This window comes from Flavobacterium rakeshii, from assembly GCF_009741375.1.
GTDB lineage: Bacteria > Bacteroidota > Bacteroidia > Flavobacteriales > Flavobacteriaceae > Flavobacterium > Flavobacterium rakeshii.
The window spans coordinates 42,934-56,554 of sequence record NZ_WOWP01000016.1 but is presented as its reverse complement, the minus strand read 5'-3'; the positions used below and the strand labels follow the sequence as shown (position 1 = coordinate 56,554).

Annotated in this window: 23 protein-coding genes; 22 read left to right on the top strand and 1 reads right to left on the bottom strand. The window is 37.3% G+C overall.

The features are described 5' to 3' along the window. Positions 1-31: 31 nt before the first annotated feature. From GN157_RS05655 to GN157_RS05620, 8 genes are read left to right on the top strand one after another with little or no spacing between them, the layout of a single operon-like run. Positions 32-1,741 carry a hypothetical protein gene (locus GN157_RS05655; protein ID WP_157482131.1) on the top strand — a complete coding sequence of 570 codons (1,710 nt, stop codon included), beginning with the start codon at positions 32-34 and terminating at the stop codon, positions 1,739-1,741. 3 nt (positions 1,742-1,744) lie between these two features. Continuing rightward, positions 1,745-1,975, top strand: a complete 231-nt coding sequence (locus GN157_RS05650; RefSeq protein WP_035130336.1) for a hypothetical protein — start codon at positions 1,745-1,747, stop codon at positions 1,973-1,975. Next, entirely contained in the window at positions 1,972-2,313 is a 342-nt protein-coding gene (locus GN157_RS05645) for a hypothetical protein (protein WP_157482130.1), read from the top strand. Before GN157_RS05650 ends, GN157_RS05645 begins: the two co-directional genes overlap by 4 nt. A 24-nt stretch (positions 2,314-2,337) precedes the next feature. After that, complete coding sequence (locus tag GN157_RS05640; RefSeq protein ID WP_157482129.1) at positions 2,338-2,577, top strand: hypothetical protein; 240 nt, start codon at positions 2,338-2,340, stop codon at positions 2,575-2,577. Between the two features lie 5 nt (positions 2,578-2,582). Then, complete coding sequence (locus GN157_RS05635; RefSeq protein ID WP_157482128.1) at positions 2,583-2,774, top strand: hypothetical protein; 192 nt, start codon at positions 2,583-2,585, stop codon at positions 2,772-2,774. 25 nt (positions 2,775-2,799) lie between these two features. Next, positions 2,800-3,006 (top strand): hypothetical protein, encoded by a 207-nt coding sequence (locus GN157_RS05630; RefSeq protein ID WP_157482127.1) that lies wholly within the window; start codon positions 2,800-2,802, stop codon positions 3,004-3,006. An 11-nt stretch (positions 3,007-3,017) separates the two neighbouring features. Continuing rightward, positions 3,018-3,251, top strand: a complete 234-nt coding sequence (locus GN157_RS05625) for a hypothetical protein (RefSeq protein WP_157482126.1) — start codon at positions 3,018-3,020, stop codon at positions 3,249-3,251. Positions 3,252-3,260: 9 nt separating this feature from the next. After that, a complete protein-coding gene (locus GN157_RS05620; RefSeq protein WP_197429402.1) occupies positions 3,261-3,656 on the top strand; it encodes a hypothetical protein in 396 nt (131 codons plus the stop codon). A gap of 22 nt (positions 3,657-3,678) precedes the next feature. Here GN157_RS05620 and GN157_RS05615 read toward each other — a convergent pair whose 3' ends face one another. Then, complete coding sequence (locus GN157_RS05615; protein WP_157482124.1) at positions 3,679-4,266, bottom strand: hypothetical protein; 588 nt, start codon at positions 4,264-4,266, stop codon at positions 3,679-3,681. 301 nt (positions 4,267-4,567) lie between these two features. Between GN157_RS05615 and GN157_RS05610 the strand changes: the two genes are divergently transcribed. The 14 genes from GN157_RS05610 to GN157_RS05545 all read left to right on the top strand — a co-directional run bounded on the left by GN157_RS05610 (position 4,568) and on the right by GN157_RS05545 (position 13,620). Next, the gene (locus tag GN157_RS05610) at positions 4,568-6,097 is read left to right on the top strand and encodes a hypothetical protein (RefSeq protein ID WP_157482123.1); all 1,530 of its coding nucleotides are present in this window, start codon (positions 4,568-4,570) and stop codon (positions 6,095-6,097) included. Further along, on the top strand, positions 6,097-7,107 hold the full coding sequence (locus tag GN157_RS05605; protein ID WP_157482122.1) for a hypothetical protein: 1,011 nt from the start codon (positions 6,097-6,099) through the stop codon (positions 7,105-7,107). Before GN157_RS05610 ends, GN157_RS05605 begins: the two co-directional genes overlap by 1 nt. Positions 7,108-7,130: 23 nt before the next feature. Beyond that, positions 7,131-7,685 (top strand): hypothetical protein, encoded by a 555-nt coding sequence (locus tag GN157_RS05600; protein ID WP_157482121.1) that lies wholly within the window; start codon positions 7,131-7,133, stop codon positions 7,683-7,685. A 60-nt stretch (positions 7,686-7,745) separates the two neighbouring features. Then, on the top strand, positions 7,746-8,318 hold the full coding sequence (locus GN157_RS05595) for a hypothetical protein (protein WP_035130312.1): 573 nt from the start codon (positions 7,746-7,748) through the stop codon (positions 8,316-8,318). A 79-nt stretch (positions 8,319-8,397) separates the two neighbouring features. After that, on the top strand, positions 8,398-8,763 hold the full coding sequence (locus GN157_RS05590) for a hypothetical protein (protein ID WP_157482120.1): 366 nt from the start codon (positions 8,398-8,400) through the stop codon (positions 8,761-8,763). 1 nt (position 8,764) lies between these two features. Further along, a complete protein-coding gene (locus GN157_RS05585) occupies positions 8,765-9,052 on the top strand; it encodes a hypothetical protein (protein WP_157482119.1) in 288 nt (95 codons plus the stop codon). Positions 9,053-9,055: 3 nt separating this feature from the next. After that, a complete protein-coding gene (locus GN157_RS05580) occupies positions 9,056-9,853 on the top strand; it encodes a hypothetical protein (protein ID WP_157482118.1) in 798 nt (265 codons plus the stop codon). Position 9,854: 1 nt separating this feature from the next. Then, positions 9,855-10,076, top strand: coding sequence for a hypothetical protein (locus tag GN157_RS05575; protein ID WP_157482117.1), 222 nt, complete (start codon positions 9,855-9,857; stop codon positions 10,074-10,076). A gap of 16 nt (positions 10,077-10,092) precedes the next feature. After that, the gene (locus GN157_RS05570; RefSeq protein WP_157482116.1) at positions 10,093-10,581 is read left to right on the top strand and encodes a hypothetical protein; all 489 of its coding nucleotides are present in this window, start codon (positions 10,093-10,095) and stop codon (positions 10,579-10,581) included. A 3-nt stretch (positions 10,582-10,584) separates the two neighbouring features. Beyond that, a complete protein-coding gene (locus tag GN157_RS05565) occupies positions 10,585-11,010 on the top strand; it encodes a hypothetical protein (protein WP_157482115.1) in 426 nt (141 codons plus the stop codon). Between the two features lie 11 nt (positions 11,011-11,021). Next, a complete protein-coding gene (locus GN157_RS05560; protein ID WP_157482114.1) occupies positions 11,022-11,477 on the top strand; it encodes a hypothetical protein in 456 nt (151 codons plus the stop codon). Beyond that, a complete protein-coding gene (locus tag GN157_RS05555) occupies positions 11,477-11,950 on the top strand; it encodes a hypothetical protein (protein ID WP_157482113.1) in 474 nt (157 codons plus the stop codon). Before GN157_RS05560 ends, GN157_RS05555 begins: the two co-directional genes overlap by 1 nt. A gap of 57 nt (positions 11,951-12,007) precedes the next feature. Next, complete coding sequence (locus tag GN157_RS05550) at positions 12,008-13,369, top strand: hypothetical protein (RefSeq protein WP_157482112.1); 1,362 nt, start codon at positions 12,008-12,010, stop codon at positions 13,367-13,369. After that, positions 13,321-13,620, top strand: coding sequence for a hypothetical protein (locus GN157_RS05545; protein ID WP_157482111.1), 300 nt, complete (start codon positions 13,321-13,323; stop codon positions 13,618-13,620). The genes GN157_RS05550 and GN157_RS05545 overlap by 49 nt, the downstream gene beginning before the upstream one ends. Position 13,621: the final 1 nt, after the last annotated feature.

Genomic DNA, 13,621 nt, shown 5'->3' with positions numbered 1-13,621 from the left:
ACCCGCAGCGGACAGGTTAAAAAAAAGAGTAATGAGAAGTAAGGAAACTTTAAAGTTTGGAGAATTAGCAATTAACCTTTTTGGTGCTGGTACTCCCCAACAAAAAGAAGAAAAACAAAGCATAAAGGAAGTAGCGAGAAATATTGCAGCTGATAACTGCATCAAAGCTGTTTACCCTGCTTTTACTGACGAAGCATTTTCTAAAACGATGGATAACTACCGGACTTTTATTGCAGAATATAATACCCGTACACACGAGGAAAATAAAGCTATAAAAACCCACAATGATAAGGTTAAAGAACTGTTGCAACTCAAAGAATACGAGAAACTAACAGAAGATAAGGCTGTATTTATACAATTCTTTCCTAAACGATATAAAAACCTATCAGATAGGGAATATAACAAAGAGATTGAAAAACAACCGGCCGAACTGCAAAAGCTACTTTTAAAAAGGCGTATACAGACTGTAAAATACTCTACAGAGCAGATTTTTCAAAATATGCTACACGTGTACAATTCACAATTAATGAAGCGCAACAGGGAATATATGGGCTTAGGCGTTCGCACCCTTCGCCCTATTCAGGATTTAGATGTTAATGCCTACTTCCTTACCAACCTGAAGCGAAATAACGTTCATAGCTTAGCTATTTGCTCTAAAACGGTACGTAACCATAGAAGGAGACTAGAAGAGGCAGGAGTGTTCGTTAATTCGCGTTTTGAAGGTCATACAAAAGGTGTAAAAGTGGTTTTAAATCCTGAAATCATAGCAATTTTCGACCTTCAAACTAACAAACACGCCTCTACTGAAAATCAACCTGTTACCCCCCAAGAAGGGAAAAAGTTTCCTGATACCAATGAAACTACAGGAGCATATAAAGATGAATATAAGAAAAGTAAGGATGCTACGCACTCCTTTGGTGATAAGGAGTTCCCTCCGGTCACAGGCTCTTTTCACTACAAGACCGTTTTTTACAAGAACACTGGGAGCAATGTAGAAAATTCACCGGTGGGCGGCGCGGCGCAAGATGTTAAAAAAGAAAAAACTTTAAGTGATAAACTACGAGAGCGCATTATCCACCGCCATGAACTGGCGTTAGGCTTGTCGGATGGTGACTATAACAACTATATCCCTATTGACATAAGGATTCTACAGAAAGAAGCTTTTTCCGGGACACTTACCAACGAAGAATATATTGAACTGTTTATTCAGGATTTGTTTAAAACTGCTATAAAGCTGTACAGGGATGCTACTATATATCCCGGATGCTGGAAAAATGCCTTAAACCATTGGATGCAAAATAAATTCCGCACATACAATGGGCTACCATTCAACAAAGCCAGTGTATTCGATTCAATTCAGGAAATAAGATGGAGACTTGAACACGCCCGAAAATGGTTCATGCGTACAGGTGTAACACCTCTTTACCCCTCAAATTACTTTGATATAACCCGCAAAACGAATAAGGAAATAGGATTTGAGTACACTAAAAAAGCATGGCAAAACCATTTAAAATACATGGAAAGCGCACCGGTTAAAAAAAGACAGATGGAACGTAAAGCAGCTTTAAGGCTGAAGGATATTAACCACGCTAAAAAATACGAAAATCAGATCAAGAGATTCCTAAAAAACAAAATAGCTCTCCCAGACTTGATAGACTATGTACAGAATAATCTACCAGCACAGTTTTACGCAAAATTGCCGGAGACCCTTAAAAACCTTGAATTAACATTTAAACCATAACCTATGCCAATTTTCGACAAAAACACCGCCCGTATAAAGCTTGTAATACTTACTAAGCCGGGAGAAAAAAACATCACTTGGTACAGCCTTGAAAAAGAGAAAAACAAACCTGAAAAAACAATTATCGACGGAATGTTAAGGCGGCTACAAAACAGCACTTACGCAAGAATTGCCCAAGTACTGCAATTCTACGACAACAAAACCAAACAACTAATAGCAGAGTACAAAGGATGAAAAATATTAATCTAACTAAAGTAAAACAGGACGAAATAAAAGTAATGCAGGAACAGGTATTACTTTATTCAGATGCTTTAACATCTACCGTTAAAGGCCTTGAAATAGAAGATTTCTTGAATGTAATCACCTCAATAGATATAAGCTTCAGGTTATGGTTAACATTCAGAAAAAAGGTTGAAGGGGTTCAGGAAAAATTTACAGTAAACCTGAAGGTATGTGAAGCTGCTACACTACTGAAGTGCTTCATGTGGTCAGGACAGAACCGCTCCCCTTACGAAAATCATGTAGCAGAAAAATACAAAACTATAATTGATAACCAACTAAAGAACATTTAATCACACCTAAACCGGTTAACCGATATGAACACACAAGAAATTGAACTACAACAATTACCATTCTCTGTAAATAAAAAGAAGTTGACAGCCCTTTACGTTGCAAGTGGTATGACTGAAAGGCAAATACGTGATGGGATTAACACCATAATTGCCGATAATCGAAAATTACCTTCAGATAAGCCCGTAAACGTCCAAAATATTTGGAATTGCGAGTTTATGGAGTTTGTAGATACATACGGTTTGCCTAAAGGTTATAAAAAATAAAATCTATGATAACGCTAATAAAAACAATAATAAAAGCGAAAGCCTTTGTAATTGCAAAGGCCATTGCAACGGTTTTCGCTCTTGGAATAGTAATTACAGCCTCATACATAGCAGGTGGTTATTTAATGGTTATTGCATCATTGATGTGTATCATTATTGGTGCTGCACTGTGTGTAATGTGGAAATTAAAGATATAAACTGAAAAATCTACATTTCAAGAACATGATTAAAAAAAGTACCTACATAAGGAGTTTCACACCGGCTCAACGTAGACAGCTTGAAAAAATAGCTGCTGAAGAAAATATTAAAACTGTAACCGGTATTCTTTTCTTCACACTTGAACAGTATGGAGAGCAAAAAAGTGAGATTGAAAGACTTAAACGGATAATCAGTTACAAACAAAAAAAAATCGAAAAGTTACAACAGTAAAAACTAAAACAATGCCGGCAGTAAAATCCAATAACCCGGAACGTGCTTTTATAAACAAACATTTTGTAATACGAATTACAGATGTTGCAACAAATACCACAAGACTTGTCGGTGCAGGTAAATATAGTGGTGTAGTTGGTGAAAAACTGAAAATAAAGCACTTTCAGAAGGTTTCAGAAGGCAAAGCACACTCTTATATGTTTTTAATAAGAAACCGTCTCAAAATTAAATTTCACTCAAAATAACAAATGCTTATGAGTAATGTAATATTCGTCACCCGGGAACTCTTAGATAAGCTTTGCAACGCAAATGCTTGCGAACAAATAACACAGGACAAGGTAAGAACTATCATAAGACATAACAGCAAAGATTATGTAATAACAGGTAGCATGAGTAGTGGCAAAAAAGGTAACATTGCAGCTTACGCCCATGAATGCATAATTCGTACTAAATACACAGGTGAGTTAAAACCCCTTTGCAGTGTTGACCACTATCTCGAAGTACAGGCAGGGTTTAGAGAAAGAGGGTACGATGGGCGTTTAGTTTACCATAAAGGAAAACAGTACGTTTTATTCGGTGAGCAAACCACCTTCAAACCGATTAAAGAACACTCAAACAAAATTCAAAAACAGCCATCACTATTCGGGTAGTATTATTAAATAAAAAATCCTGCTACTCAGCAGGATTTTTATTTGGATCAAACTTATCAACGTCTGTAGATTTATATCCCCTATCTTGTAAGATTTTGTTTCTAATCAAAATTCCAAAAAGCAAATTATAAACATCCAGATTATATCCTGCCAAAAAAGCATGATTTTTTATTTTATTAATTTCTTCTTCATTTAAATATTCTTGATATTTATCACCAATCTTGAAACTTGCTACTTGTATGTCGTATGGATTACAATCATCTTTCAATTGCTTAGTAACTGACCTATTAAAATCTTCCCAATGATTAACAATCATTGTATTTACATTCAGCTCTTCTGCAACTTTTTTTCCAGTCTCAGTAAGTGAAACTGGGCTTTGTCTCTGTGCCAACGGATTGTTTGACTCTCTAAAAATTTGTATAAATGCTTTAATACTATGAATGTCCTGTTTAATTGTATCTATATTACCCTCAAGCTTTTCTACAGAACTAAATTTTGTTGTGAAATGGGACAATTTCCAAACCAATACAAAAGCAAGTATTAAAAGAGCAAAAACAAATGCAAAACTTCCAGCTGGAGAGCCCAGTGCATCTTTTATTAAATCTATCATATCTATAAGGTGTTTTTTAGAAATTTAGTCTCAAATTTGGGACAAAAGTAAACTTTTTCTTCAAAGTTACAACGTGAAAACTTTACATACACATTAATTAATAATATTTTATACTATAATCATACCAATTATATATATCAGACATTTTGTCTCTAGTTAAAGTATCTTCTTACTCTTAATTACCTCCTTCTAATATAAATATTTTTGTAACTGGTACAACATTGTAATGAAATACTACAAACCGTTGCAAAGGTTAACAAAGATTACCAAAGGTTATCAATTTCAGTGTAAACAATGCAAAATGAAGCACTTAAAAAACCATGCTTCGCATCTTTGCAATGTGATTCAGCAACCAATGAACGATTTTGATTACTTACTACACAGAGAGGTTAAACCCGGTTACGAGTTTGATAAGCTAATACCGAAAACCAACTGCAAAGCCACTTTTCTTGGTAAAGGTACAACTGATTTTTCAGTAGATGAAATGGCAGTTATGGTTAATAAGTATTACGGTCAAATGTCAAAGGTTGCTGAACACTTCAGCAATAAACCGTTGCAACGAACCTGCAACGAAATACATAAATGGTGCTATGACCATTTTCAGTACAAAGCAGATAAAGCTATCCAATATCTCCGAAGCCCTTCATGTTCATGGCTTAGCCGATTTGACGGGATAGACTGTAAAAGTTATTCAATCGTTGCAAGCTGCATTCTTACTAACCTCGGTATTAAGCACTATATAAGGCGAATAAAACAACCCGGTTTCTTACCTGACTTATGGACGCACGTGTATATAGTTGTGCCTAAAAACCAAAAAAACAGCAAGCTAAAAGAAGGTTACTATGTAATTGACGGAACAGTTGCAACGCTTCAGGAATCAGCATATATACAAAACAGTGATTTATTTATGGATATGGAACATTACGGCTTAAACGGCGCGCACCCGGGCATGAAAGGTGTTATGGATAAACCACTCGTTGCGGGTGTATCTCTCAACGATATTAAAGGGCTTTTTTCCGGCTCATGGAATTTTTCATGTATTGGAGGTTCTCTAAACATGAACCACTTTAACCAAACGCTTGCTAATGTTGCAATGGCTTTTGATGATATGTTTTATAAAGCGAATATGTCTGTAAGATACGGCGACGATGCTCTTTTGGATAATGTAAATGCTCTTTTCAGAATTTCCCTTCAGATAAAAAGCCATTCGGAACTAAAAGCGGCCGGTGGTTGGAAATCAAGTTGCTCACGTGCAGCTGTAAACGCTTATAAGGATTTAGGTATCTACTACCATAATATTGTTTACAATGGTTTCCAGCAATGGTTAAGGTACTACTTTGATATTTCAACAACTACAGACAGTGTGCCTAACAACACCTTTGATATTCCTATCTCTTTTGATGTTCTTAGTGATATAACCCAGGTTCAACCTTTAAAGGTAATAAAGCTAACCCCGAAGGCTAACACTACAGAAGTAAAGCAGTTTGTTGTTACAGAATATATCTCGGCTAACCACTCACAGGAAAGTTTTGATTTAGGGCAATTCCTTCAGGGAATAACATCAGTTGTAGCCTCTTTTACAAACAACAATCCCGGCAACAACAACGATAACTCGGGAAATAATGTTGACCCATCAACGGGAGTTCCATACAATCAGGGTAACAATGTGATGAAAGCCGGTGTAGGCAGTGGTATTGCTGGCTTTCTGATATTCAGTGCCGGCGCAGCTATACTGTTTTCTGAAATGAAAGATAAGCCCGCTAAAGCCAAAGAAAAAACAGACGACGAACCCGAACCATTAACAGCAAAAACTTCTAAAAGCAAAAAGTAATGAATTTAGTAAAGCAGGGCTTTTACAGCCCGGAACAAATACCGGGTTTAGGCCTTCGTATTTTCGGAAAAAAAATCAGAGTAGGTAAATGGCTCGGTGGGGTTATTAGAAAGGTAGGTGATAAGATGTACCATAAATTAAAAGGAAGTTTCCTTTTAGCTTGGTTGGCCGATGATGTGCAAGCGGGCTTTAATTGGGTTGCAGACCAAATCGACACTTCTCTTGTAGATTCCGGACTTAACGGAAGTATAGTATTACCAACGGTCGATATTACCACTTCTGAACAGCAAATATTAAACAAATGGGTTTTAATATTTGACCCTTTTGTTGAAAAATTATTGGACGAAGTGGATGCAGCTCTACAGTTAAAAGACCTTAAATCTGTACTCGTAGGTATAAACGCTGTTTTAAATAAGATAGATGCTATACAAGACCACTACAACGCAACTACAACGGTTGGACTATCAGCAAACGCAATGGAGCAGCGAAACGCCTATATCTATACTGTTTTAGAGGTTGTACATAATGCGGCTGTAAAGGGATTAGAAAAGGTAAAAGGTTCGACTACACTTGCAATTAAAGAGGTCAATTTTGCTATTAACAATTATAATTTCCAGCCTCTTTTTAGCCAGACACCAATCACAACGGTTATAAGCCAAAATTATGTTATAAGCCCTTCTAAGCTACCAACTAACCCGGGCAGTGTTATTACGTTACCAACCTTTCCGGGTGGAGTAATCACCATACCTAAAGTGCCAATTAACACGGGTGGTATTCCGACTAAAGAAGGAACAAACGATACTACTGGAGAAGATGATGAAGTATTAGACGTAGAGATTATAACAGATGTTCCTGAAAACACCCCTAACAACTCTAAAAATTCAAGAACAACAAAAATAGTAGTTGGCGGCTTAATACTTCTTGCCCTTGCTGCGGCTGCTACAAAAGCGGCTTCCAAAAAGAAGGAAAAAAAGAAACCGATTGCAAAGAAGGCTACTAAAAACAAGTAAAAATTTAAAACAATCATAATTACATGGAACTAAAAAAACCATCAGGAAACAAAGTGAAAGACACCATAGTATTAACTGGTGGTGTCCTTGCCGGTGGTGCTGCTTCCCGTGGGATTTTCGGGTTAATTCACGAAAACAAAGCGACTGAAGATGCCGCCGCAGCCAAAAAACAGGAAAACACAGCTTTAATTAAGCGCGGAGCAATGTCCGCCGCTGCTGGTACTGCTGCTGTATTCATTGACGGAAAAGACATTGCCGCAACACTTGTAAAAGGTTTATGTATCGGTATCACAGTAGTACAGGGATTAGAAGTAGTCAAAACATTAGCCTCTCGCGCTGGTGTTACACCTGAAGTTGCAGCCACAACTAAATCCCAAAAAGTAGTGGCTCAAATTGCCGGCTTGGGTTGTCCTTGCAACGAAACTAAAGGGCTTATGTATAACGCGCCTTCCTTCTCCCCTCGCTATGTAAAAACAGATATAGCTTTAGAGAATGAAAGAGTTAATAACGGTATTGGTTTGGCCGGTGGTGAAATTTGGAACTCACAAGATATTTGGGCTACCCCTGTAAGTGTCTAACTCATAAATCAAACGATCAAAATTTTAAAAAAATCAAGTAAAAATTCTAAAAACAATACAATGAAACATTTATCATTTCCAGAAATAATCGGCCTATTACCAAGTATTGAAAAAGGTAACGGCGTTGCTTTGAGCCCAACAGGTAAAAAGGTTAAAAGAAAGACCTATTTTACCGCTGCCATTACCGGAACAAACGACATCACCTCTGACGGTAGGTTAATCGAATCAGGAACAAAAAAAGCTATTGGCCGTACGAACTTTGATAACGGTAATATGCTTAATGAAGGGCGTAGTTTCTTGGTGACCGGTGTACGTTTACAATTCGACACTACAGATGCCGTAACCCTGTTAAGTGCAACTTATAAAAATGAAGCCCCAGCACCATTTAAAAACGGTGAGATTAAAATCACACAGGAAGGCTCGGGAGACCTTTTCAACAATCCTATAAGTGCATATACAAAGAATGACTATTCTTTATCTGAAGATGTTGAGTTTATGCCTGTAATTCCTTTCCTTATCCGTCCGGGTGTACCTTTTGACATTCAGGTTTTAACAGCTGGTGCTGCTGCTGCTGGTATGGCTGTTAAAGTTGAGCTGGATGGATTTGATTTCTCCGATGCCACAAAATCATAACCATAGTTTGGGTTAGTTTAATGTTTGTTAATTAAAAAGCCAAAAGCTGCGGCTTTTGGCTTTTGTTATTCAAAAAATCATGTTAAAAAAACAAGAAGAAATCGTAAACCTGACCATTGAAGGCGGTAGCCAATTTGGCTCTATAAGCTTTCAACCAATGGCAGGACTAGTAATAGGCTGCGTGATTTACACTAATAATGCAGCAAACCCCGGTTTTGTAACTGCAAAAATCACTGACCAAAACGGTGAGGCAGTATCTGCACCTTGTGATATAAGAAATTACAGAAGCAGAGAGGCCGGATATAAGGAAGGATGCAAACCGCTATACTTTGAAACAGGTAAAAAAATGTATGATTTTGAGGTAAACAGCGACCAGCCCTTTGAATCAGATTTTAAATGTCAGTTAGTATTAATTTACGAAAACGACTTAACTCAAAAATGCTAAAATGGAAAAAACAGGCCTTATCTCACGAAATATAGGAAGAGATTATAAAACGGAATTAAAGGACATCACAAGCTTAACAATATCCAACTATGGTTCTGACCCTATAACAGTTGTTGTTAATGATGTACCTCGTCCTGTACCGGCTTTTAACCCGGAAATAGGTGTTCCAATGTCTTACAACCTTCCCGGTGATGGTACAGCCTGCAACCTTACCATTGAAATCAAATTCAATGGTAATAGCAAATATGCCATTTTAGATTACAGAGTTTATAACCCGCAAGCATGTTAAGAGATGAAGCAACTCGAAACCATAATTCAAAAACTAAAAAACGACCAATATTTTGCCGTTACTATTACTGATAGGGAAACATACAAAACTGTATGTACAAACAGAATGGCATCACAAATGGTTGAAGAAGCCGGGAGCGTAGAAAAATACTTCAATAAAATAGTCGATGAAGGCCATACTGAAATCGCTATCAATCCACGAAGAAAAAACGGTACATCATTTAAAGATGATGGCCAACCAGTTAAATTATCGCTTCGCCCCAAAGGTGAACACTCCTATGAAGCTACTCCTGTAGTTTCAAACTCTCCTGCCCTGAACCAGCCATCATCCGGCCAAAATCCCATATTCGGACTTATGGCCGGGCTAAATGGTCTTGATATGGCTTATCGCTATCAGGATTACCCAAAGGTAACGACTGAAAACGATAGGCTAAAATTAGAAAACGAAAACTTAAAAAAAGAGGTTGCAAGTCTTGAAAAAGAAATAATGCAGCGTGATTTTTCCGAGAACAAAGCTAACGGGAATAAAGAACTTGTTTCTGAACTTCTTGGTGCACTCCCAACTGTAATGGGCATGTTGTCACAGTCGAAAAACGTACAGGGCGGCCTTAACGGTTCTTCTGACACTGAAACAACCGAAATCCTGTCAGATGCAAAAAAGCACCTGATAGAAGCCTTAAAAAACCAAAGTGACGGTATCGTGTACTACTTAGAAGCCGTACTCACAGGTATGACTAAAAACGAACCCTTTTCAATTGAACTATTAAAACTATTACAAACAAACAATCTAATACAAACCTAAAATGTCAAATACTAATAATACCGAAAATATGAGTGGAGAAGTGAATCTAAACTTTGAAGTAAAAGCCGGAAATGTCTTTGATCTTCAGAAAAAAAAGAAAATCCTTCAGGATTTCTCCCGCCTTGATATGGAAGACCAAGAACGAATCGAACAAATAATGATTAACCCAAAAGCAAGGGAAGCACTTAAAAAAAACTGGAAGTTGCTTAAATCAATGTTCTAAAACCTAAAATCAATTAATGGCAGTTAAAGAAAACATACAACAAAAAGGCTTATCAAACCCGGCGGCTCTTGCACTTGCTTCGTCTCCCGCCGGGCAACAAGCCATAGGCGGTGCTATAGATACAACATTAAAGGTCGCAAAAATAACAGCTATAGTGGCGGTTGTAAGTATTGGTGGTTATATAGCTTACAGGATGTATAAAAACCGATTTGTGAGCATGGCCACAAACTCAAAATATCCAAAATCTAATATTACTAAAGACCAAGCCAAAGCCAAAGCTGAAGCACTTTATCAAGCTATGCACGGTTGGGGTGCAAATCTTGATACTGTATTAGAAACATTAGCAGGGCTTAATTACAATGGTTATGTAGAGGTGTTTAATGCCTTCGGAAAACGTTCGCCGGCAATTGGTAGTGATATGACATTAACGGAGTGGCTTAACAACCAATTTACAAGCTCTTACGATAGGACACAGATAAACTTCATCTTACCCGGAATACTTTAACCTATGGATGCAAAAACAAAAAAAATAATCATAGCCACAACCGGCGTAATAGCAGCCGGCACGATACTATATTTTGTATTAAGGAAAAAAACTGATAATTCAGGTGGAGAATGTGACCCCACTGGCAACGGTCAGAACTGTATTCAGGTAAACCCTTCAGTGGTAGCAGATAGTTTATACAATGCTATGAAAGAAAGCGGTACTGATGAAGAGGCCATATTACTCGCATTAAAAAATGTAAATGCAATCATGTTCGACCAAGTAATTAAAGAGTTTGGAAAACAAAGCTATAACAAGTATTTAGGCAATCAAATCAATTTAACGCCGTGGGATCCTCTTCCTTTAGAACCATTACCGGTATGGCTTAAAAGCGAACTAACCACGAGCGAATACAATAAGCTTAAACTGAAATACCCGCAATTAACCTAAAAACGAAAGTGATGCCTTATAAAATTACGGGTAAAGTTGTCGGTGATGATGGCTACCCAATTTACCAACAAGCAATAATAGCCGAGATAAACAGTGAAGGCCAGCAAATAGCAAACATACTTAGTGCTGAAGATACCGGAAGCTTTGTTTTTTTCGCTGATAATGAAAACTCCAAAATTAAAATAACAAGCCCAGGTTACAAGGAACAGTTTTTTTTAGCTAAAAATATACCTACAGCAATTCCTTTATATCCAATGGATGAATCGGTAATAACAGTAACACGGCCAAAGTCAAATAAGACAGTCTTATATTTTACAGTAGGAACGTTAGCAGTAGCAGCTATAGCCGCTATAGTTATCGGTAATAAAGACAAAAAGAAACAAACCGTTAAGCGCAAAACCGTTGCAACGGTTAAACCGAAGCCTAAAGCATTACCAAAACCCAAAGCAAAAATAGTAACTGTATAATGGCAAAAAGCTTTTTAAATAATAAAGATTATCCCCGAGGTATAAGAAACAATAACCCGGGTAATATCATCCTGACAAATGAGAACTGGCAGGGCAAAATATCCAATTCACAAAATACCGACGGCAAATTTGAGCAATTTACTGAGATACGTTACGGTATCAGGGCTATGATGCGAAACATTATAAGCAAGGTAAACAAAGGCAATAATACCGTTACCGGGCTAATTAGTGTACTATCACCGGCTTTTGAAAATGATACTGCCGGTTACATTGCAACGGTCGCAAACACGCTGGGTATTTCTCCAACAATTGCAATCGAACTAAGTCAGGAAAGCCTTATTGCACTATGCAAAATCATTGCAGCGGTGGAAAACGGCAACGAGTATGCAGCCTTAATAACTGAATCAGATTATCAGGATGCTATCGCAATTCTTGGAATATCTCTTAAAAAAAAAACAACAACAAAAGGTTAATCATTTTTTTAACCTTAATCATGGTCGTTATTATCGGCTATAAAATCTATATAAGAAATGGGCGGACAAATAGGAACAGGGGTTGACGCATTTTTACTTAATAAAGGAAACAACGAAGGCACTGGCGGTAAGTTTGGAATTGAAGATAACGCCTCAACTGTTAACAGGGCTGTTGATATGGGCGGTAAATCACTATCATTAAGCAACCTTTCAGAATTTAATCTTAATGGAGTTGCAGCTATCACCTTTATTCTATACGATGATAACAATATGGATTTATATCCCGAAGTACCGTTTCCCGGATATGAGGATAGGTCTATGGTACAAATATTTGATGATGAGTTAAACGCTACAGGCCTCGACACTAAAATATATCTTGATATAGAAGGCCAACCCACCGAACTTACTGCCGAATATTTTCTTTTTAACGATTCAATCCCTGTTTATTTCCTACCTAAAATCAATACTGAAGATTATGACCTTTCAGGTTATGAAAGTGTCAGGAGAAGCCTTGACGTTTCTTTAAATGTACCCGCTGTTAACCCAGATGATGAAATACAGCCGAAAGATGTACTATTAGTTACTTCTGATAAGAAATTAAGAGTTGGCCAACTTCCTGATATGGGAACACCATCATGGATGGATACACTACAGGAAAACGGTGCATTAACAGCCAATGCTTACTCTTTTATGAGTCCTGGTGTTATTTTCAATATGTATGGTACTAATCAAAATTCACCCGTATTTTATGTTAGTAATAATTCAAATCCAATCCTTGCAAAACTGCAAGTCGGTGTAGGACAGGGTGGCTATTTAGATGCAGGTATAAGCTTCTATAATGACCATACCGAGATAAGAAGGTTCTTTCAGTATCAGCTTGACAATAACGAATGGATGGTACAGTTTGATAGAACAATACCCGATGCCGGTTTTGTTCGCGGTCAATGGGGCTATGTCAAAAAGTTATATAATGGTGCAAGCGGTGTAGGTTCTAAAGACTATTACATTGAACTATTCCCGGACGATAGCCACAATTTACAGTTAAGCGGAGCGGCCTCGTTTAAAGGCAAAGTTTTTATTATTAAAGTTTCAGGAAATGGCAATGTTACCTTATCAGTAACAAATAATGGAACTATAAACGGAAAGGATTCCATAATACTTGTTCCGGGAACTACTATTGAAGTTATCCATGACGGAACGGAGTACCGAATTATATCCCTAACAGCTAAAATCCAAAATAACAACATTGTTAAGCTTCAAACGGCTGAAGAATTAGATACACTTTACCCTAATGCTTTTGAGGGTTTTGAAGTGTTTTGCCCTAATGTATCTACTCCCATACTCTACCGTAAAACAGCGTTTGACGGAATATGGATTGGAATAGAACCACAATACTACTTAACACCAACACAACCATAATGGATATTTCTCACTTATTAAACTTATTTTTTGGCAGTACTACACTTGTAAGTATTTATGTAGCATGGTCATCACGTAAAGCACAAGTACAAATAACAGAAAGCACGGCAATACAGGAATTGCAAAAGGCATACGCAACATTTGTACAGGACACAAACCAAAGGCATACTGAAATGAAAACCGAAATATCATCCTTACGCCTTGAATTACAGGGATGGAAAAATAAGTGCCAACATTGTAAAGCAGCATAAC

Excerpts from the sequence above, each read along its gene's own strand:
- GN157_RS05655 (WP_157482131.1), top strand. The coding sequence starts at position 32 with ATGAGAAGTAAGGAAACTTTAAAGTTTGGAGAATTAGCAATTAACCTT.
- GN157_RS05650 (WP_035130336.1), top strand. The coding sequence starts at position 1,745 with ATGCCAATTTTCGACAAAAACACCGCCCGTATAAAGCTTGTAATACTT.
- GN157_RS05645 (WP_157482130.1), top strand. The coding sequence starts at position 1,972 with ATGAAAAATATTAATCTAACTAAAGTAAAACAGGACGAAATAAAAGTA.
- GN157_RS05640 (WP_157482129.1), top strand. The coding sequence starts at position 2,338 with ATGAACACACAAGAAATTGAACTACAACAATTACCATTCTCTGTAAAT.
- GN157_RS05635 (WP_157482128.1), top strand. The coding sequence starts at position 2,583 with ATGATAACGCTAATAAAAACAATAATAAAAGCGAAAGCCTTTGTAATT.
- GN157_RS05630 (WP_157482127.1), top strand. The coding sequence starts at position 2,800 with ATGATTAAAAAAAGTACCTACATAAGGAGTTTCACACCGGCTCAACGT.
- GN157_RS05625 (WP_157482126.1), top strand. The coding sequence starts at position 3,018 with ATGCCGGCAGTAAAATCCAATAACCCGGAACGTGCTTTTATAAACAAA.
- GN157_RS05620 (WP_197429402.1), top strand. The coding sequence starts at position 3,261 with ATGAGTAATGTAATATTCGTCACCCGGGAACTCTTAGATAAGCTTTGC.
- GN157_RS05615 (WP_157482124.1), bottom strand. The coding sequence starts at position 4,266 with ATGATAGATTTAATAAAAGATGCACTGGGCTCTCCAGCTGGAAGTTTT.
- GN157_RS05610 (WP_157482123.1), top strand. The coding sequence starts at position 4,568 with ATGAAGCACTTAAAAAACCATGCTTCGCATCTTTGCAATGTGATTCAG.
- GN157_RS05605 (WP_157482122.1), top strand. The coding sequence starts at position 6,097 with ATGAATTTAGTAAAGCAGGGCTTTTACAGCCCGGAACAAATACCGGGT.
- GN157_RS05600 (WP_157482121.1), top strand. The coding sequence starts at position 7,131 with ATGGAACTAAAAAAACCATCAGGAAACAAAGTGAAAGACACCATAGTA.
- GN157_RS05595 (WP_035130312.1), top strand. The coding sequence starts at position 7,746 with ATGAAACATTTATCATTTCCAGAAATAATCGGCCTATTACCAAGTATT.
- GN157_RS05590 (WP_157482120.1), top strand. The coding sequence starts at position 8,398 with ATGTTAAAAAAACAAGAAGAAATCGTAAACCTGACCATTGAAGGCGGT.
- GN157_RS05585 (WP_157482119.1), top strand. The coding sequence starts at position 8,765 with ATGGAAAAAACAGGCCTTATCTCACGAAATATAGGAAGAGATTATAAA.
- GN157_RS05580 (WP_157482118.1), top strand. The coding sequence starts at position 9,056 with ATGAAGCAACTCGAAACCATAATTCAAAAACTAAAAAACGACCAATAT.
- GN157_RS05575 (WP_157482117.1), top strand. The coding sequence starts at position 9,855 with ATGTCAAATACTAATAATACCGAAAATATGAGTGGAGAAGTGAATCTA.
- GN157_RS05570 (WP_157482116.1), top strand. The coding sequence starts at position 10,093 with ATGGCAGTTAAAGAAAACATACAACAAAAAGGCTTATCAAACCCGGCG.
- GN157_RS05565 (WP_157482115.1), top strand. The coding sequence starts at position 10,585 with ATGGATGCAAAAACAAAAAAAATAATCATAGCCACAACCGGCGTAATA.
- GN157_RS05560 (WP_157482114.1), top strand. The coding sequence starts at position 11,022 with ATGCCTTATAAAATTACGGGTAAAGTTGTCGGTGATGATGGCTACCCA.
- GN157_RS05555 (WP_157482113.1), top strand. The coding sequence starts at position 11,477 with ATGGCAAAAAGCTTTTTAAATAATAAAGATTATCCCCGAGGTATAAGA.
- GN157_RS05550 (WP_157482112.1), top strand. The coding sequence starts at position 12,008 with ATGGGCGGACAAATAGGAACAGGGGTTGACGCATTTTTACTTAATAAA.
- GN157_RS05545 (WP_157482111.1), top strand. The coding sequence starts at position 13,321 with ATGGATTGGAATAGAACCACAATACTACTTAACACCAACACAACCATA.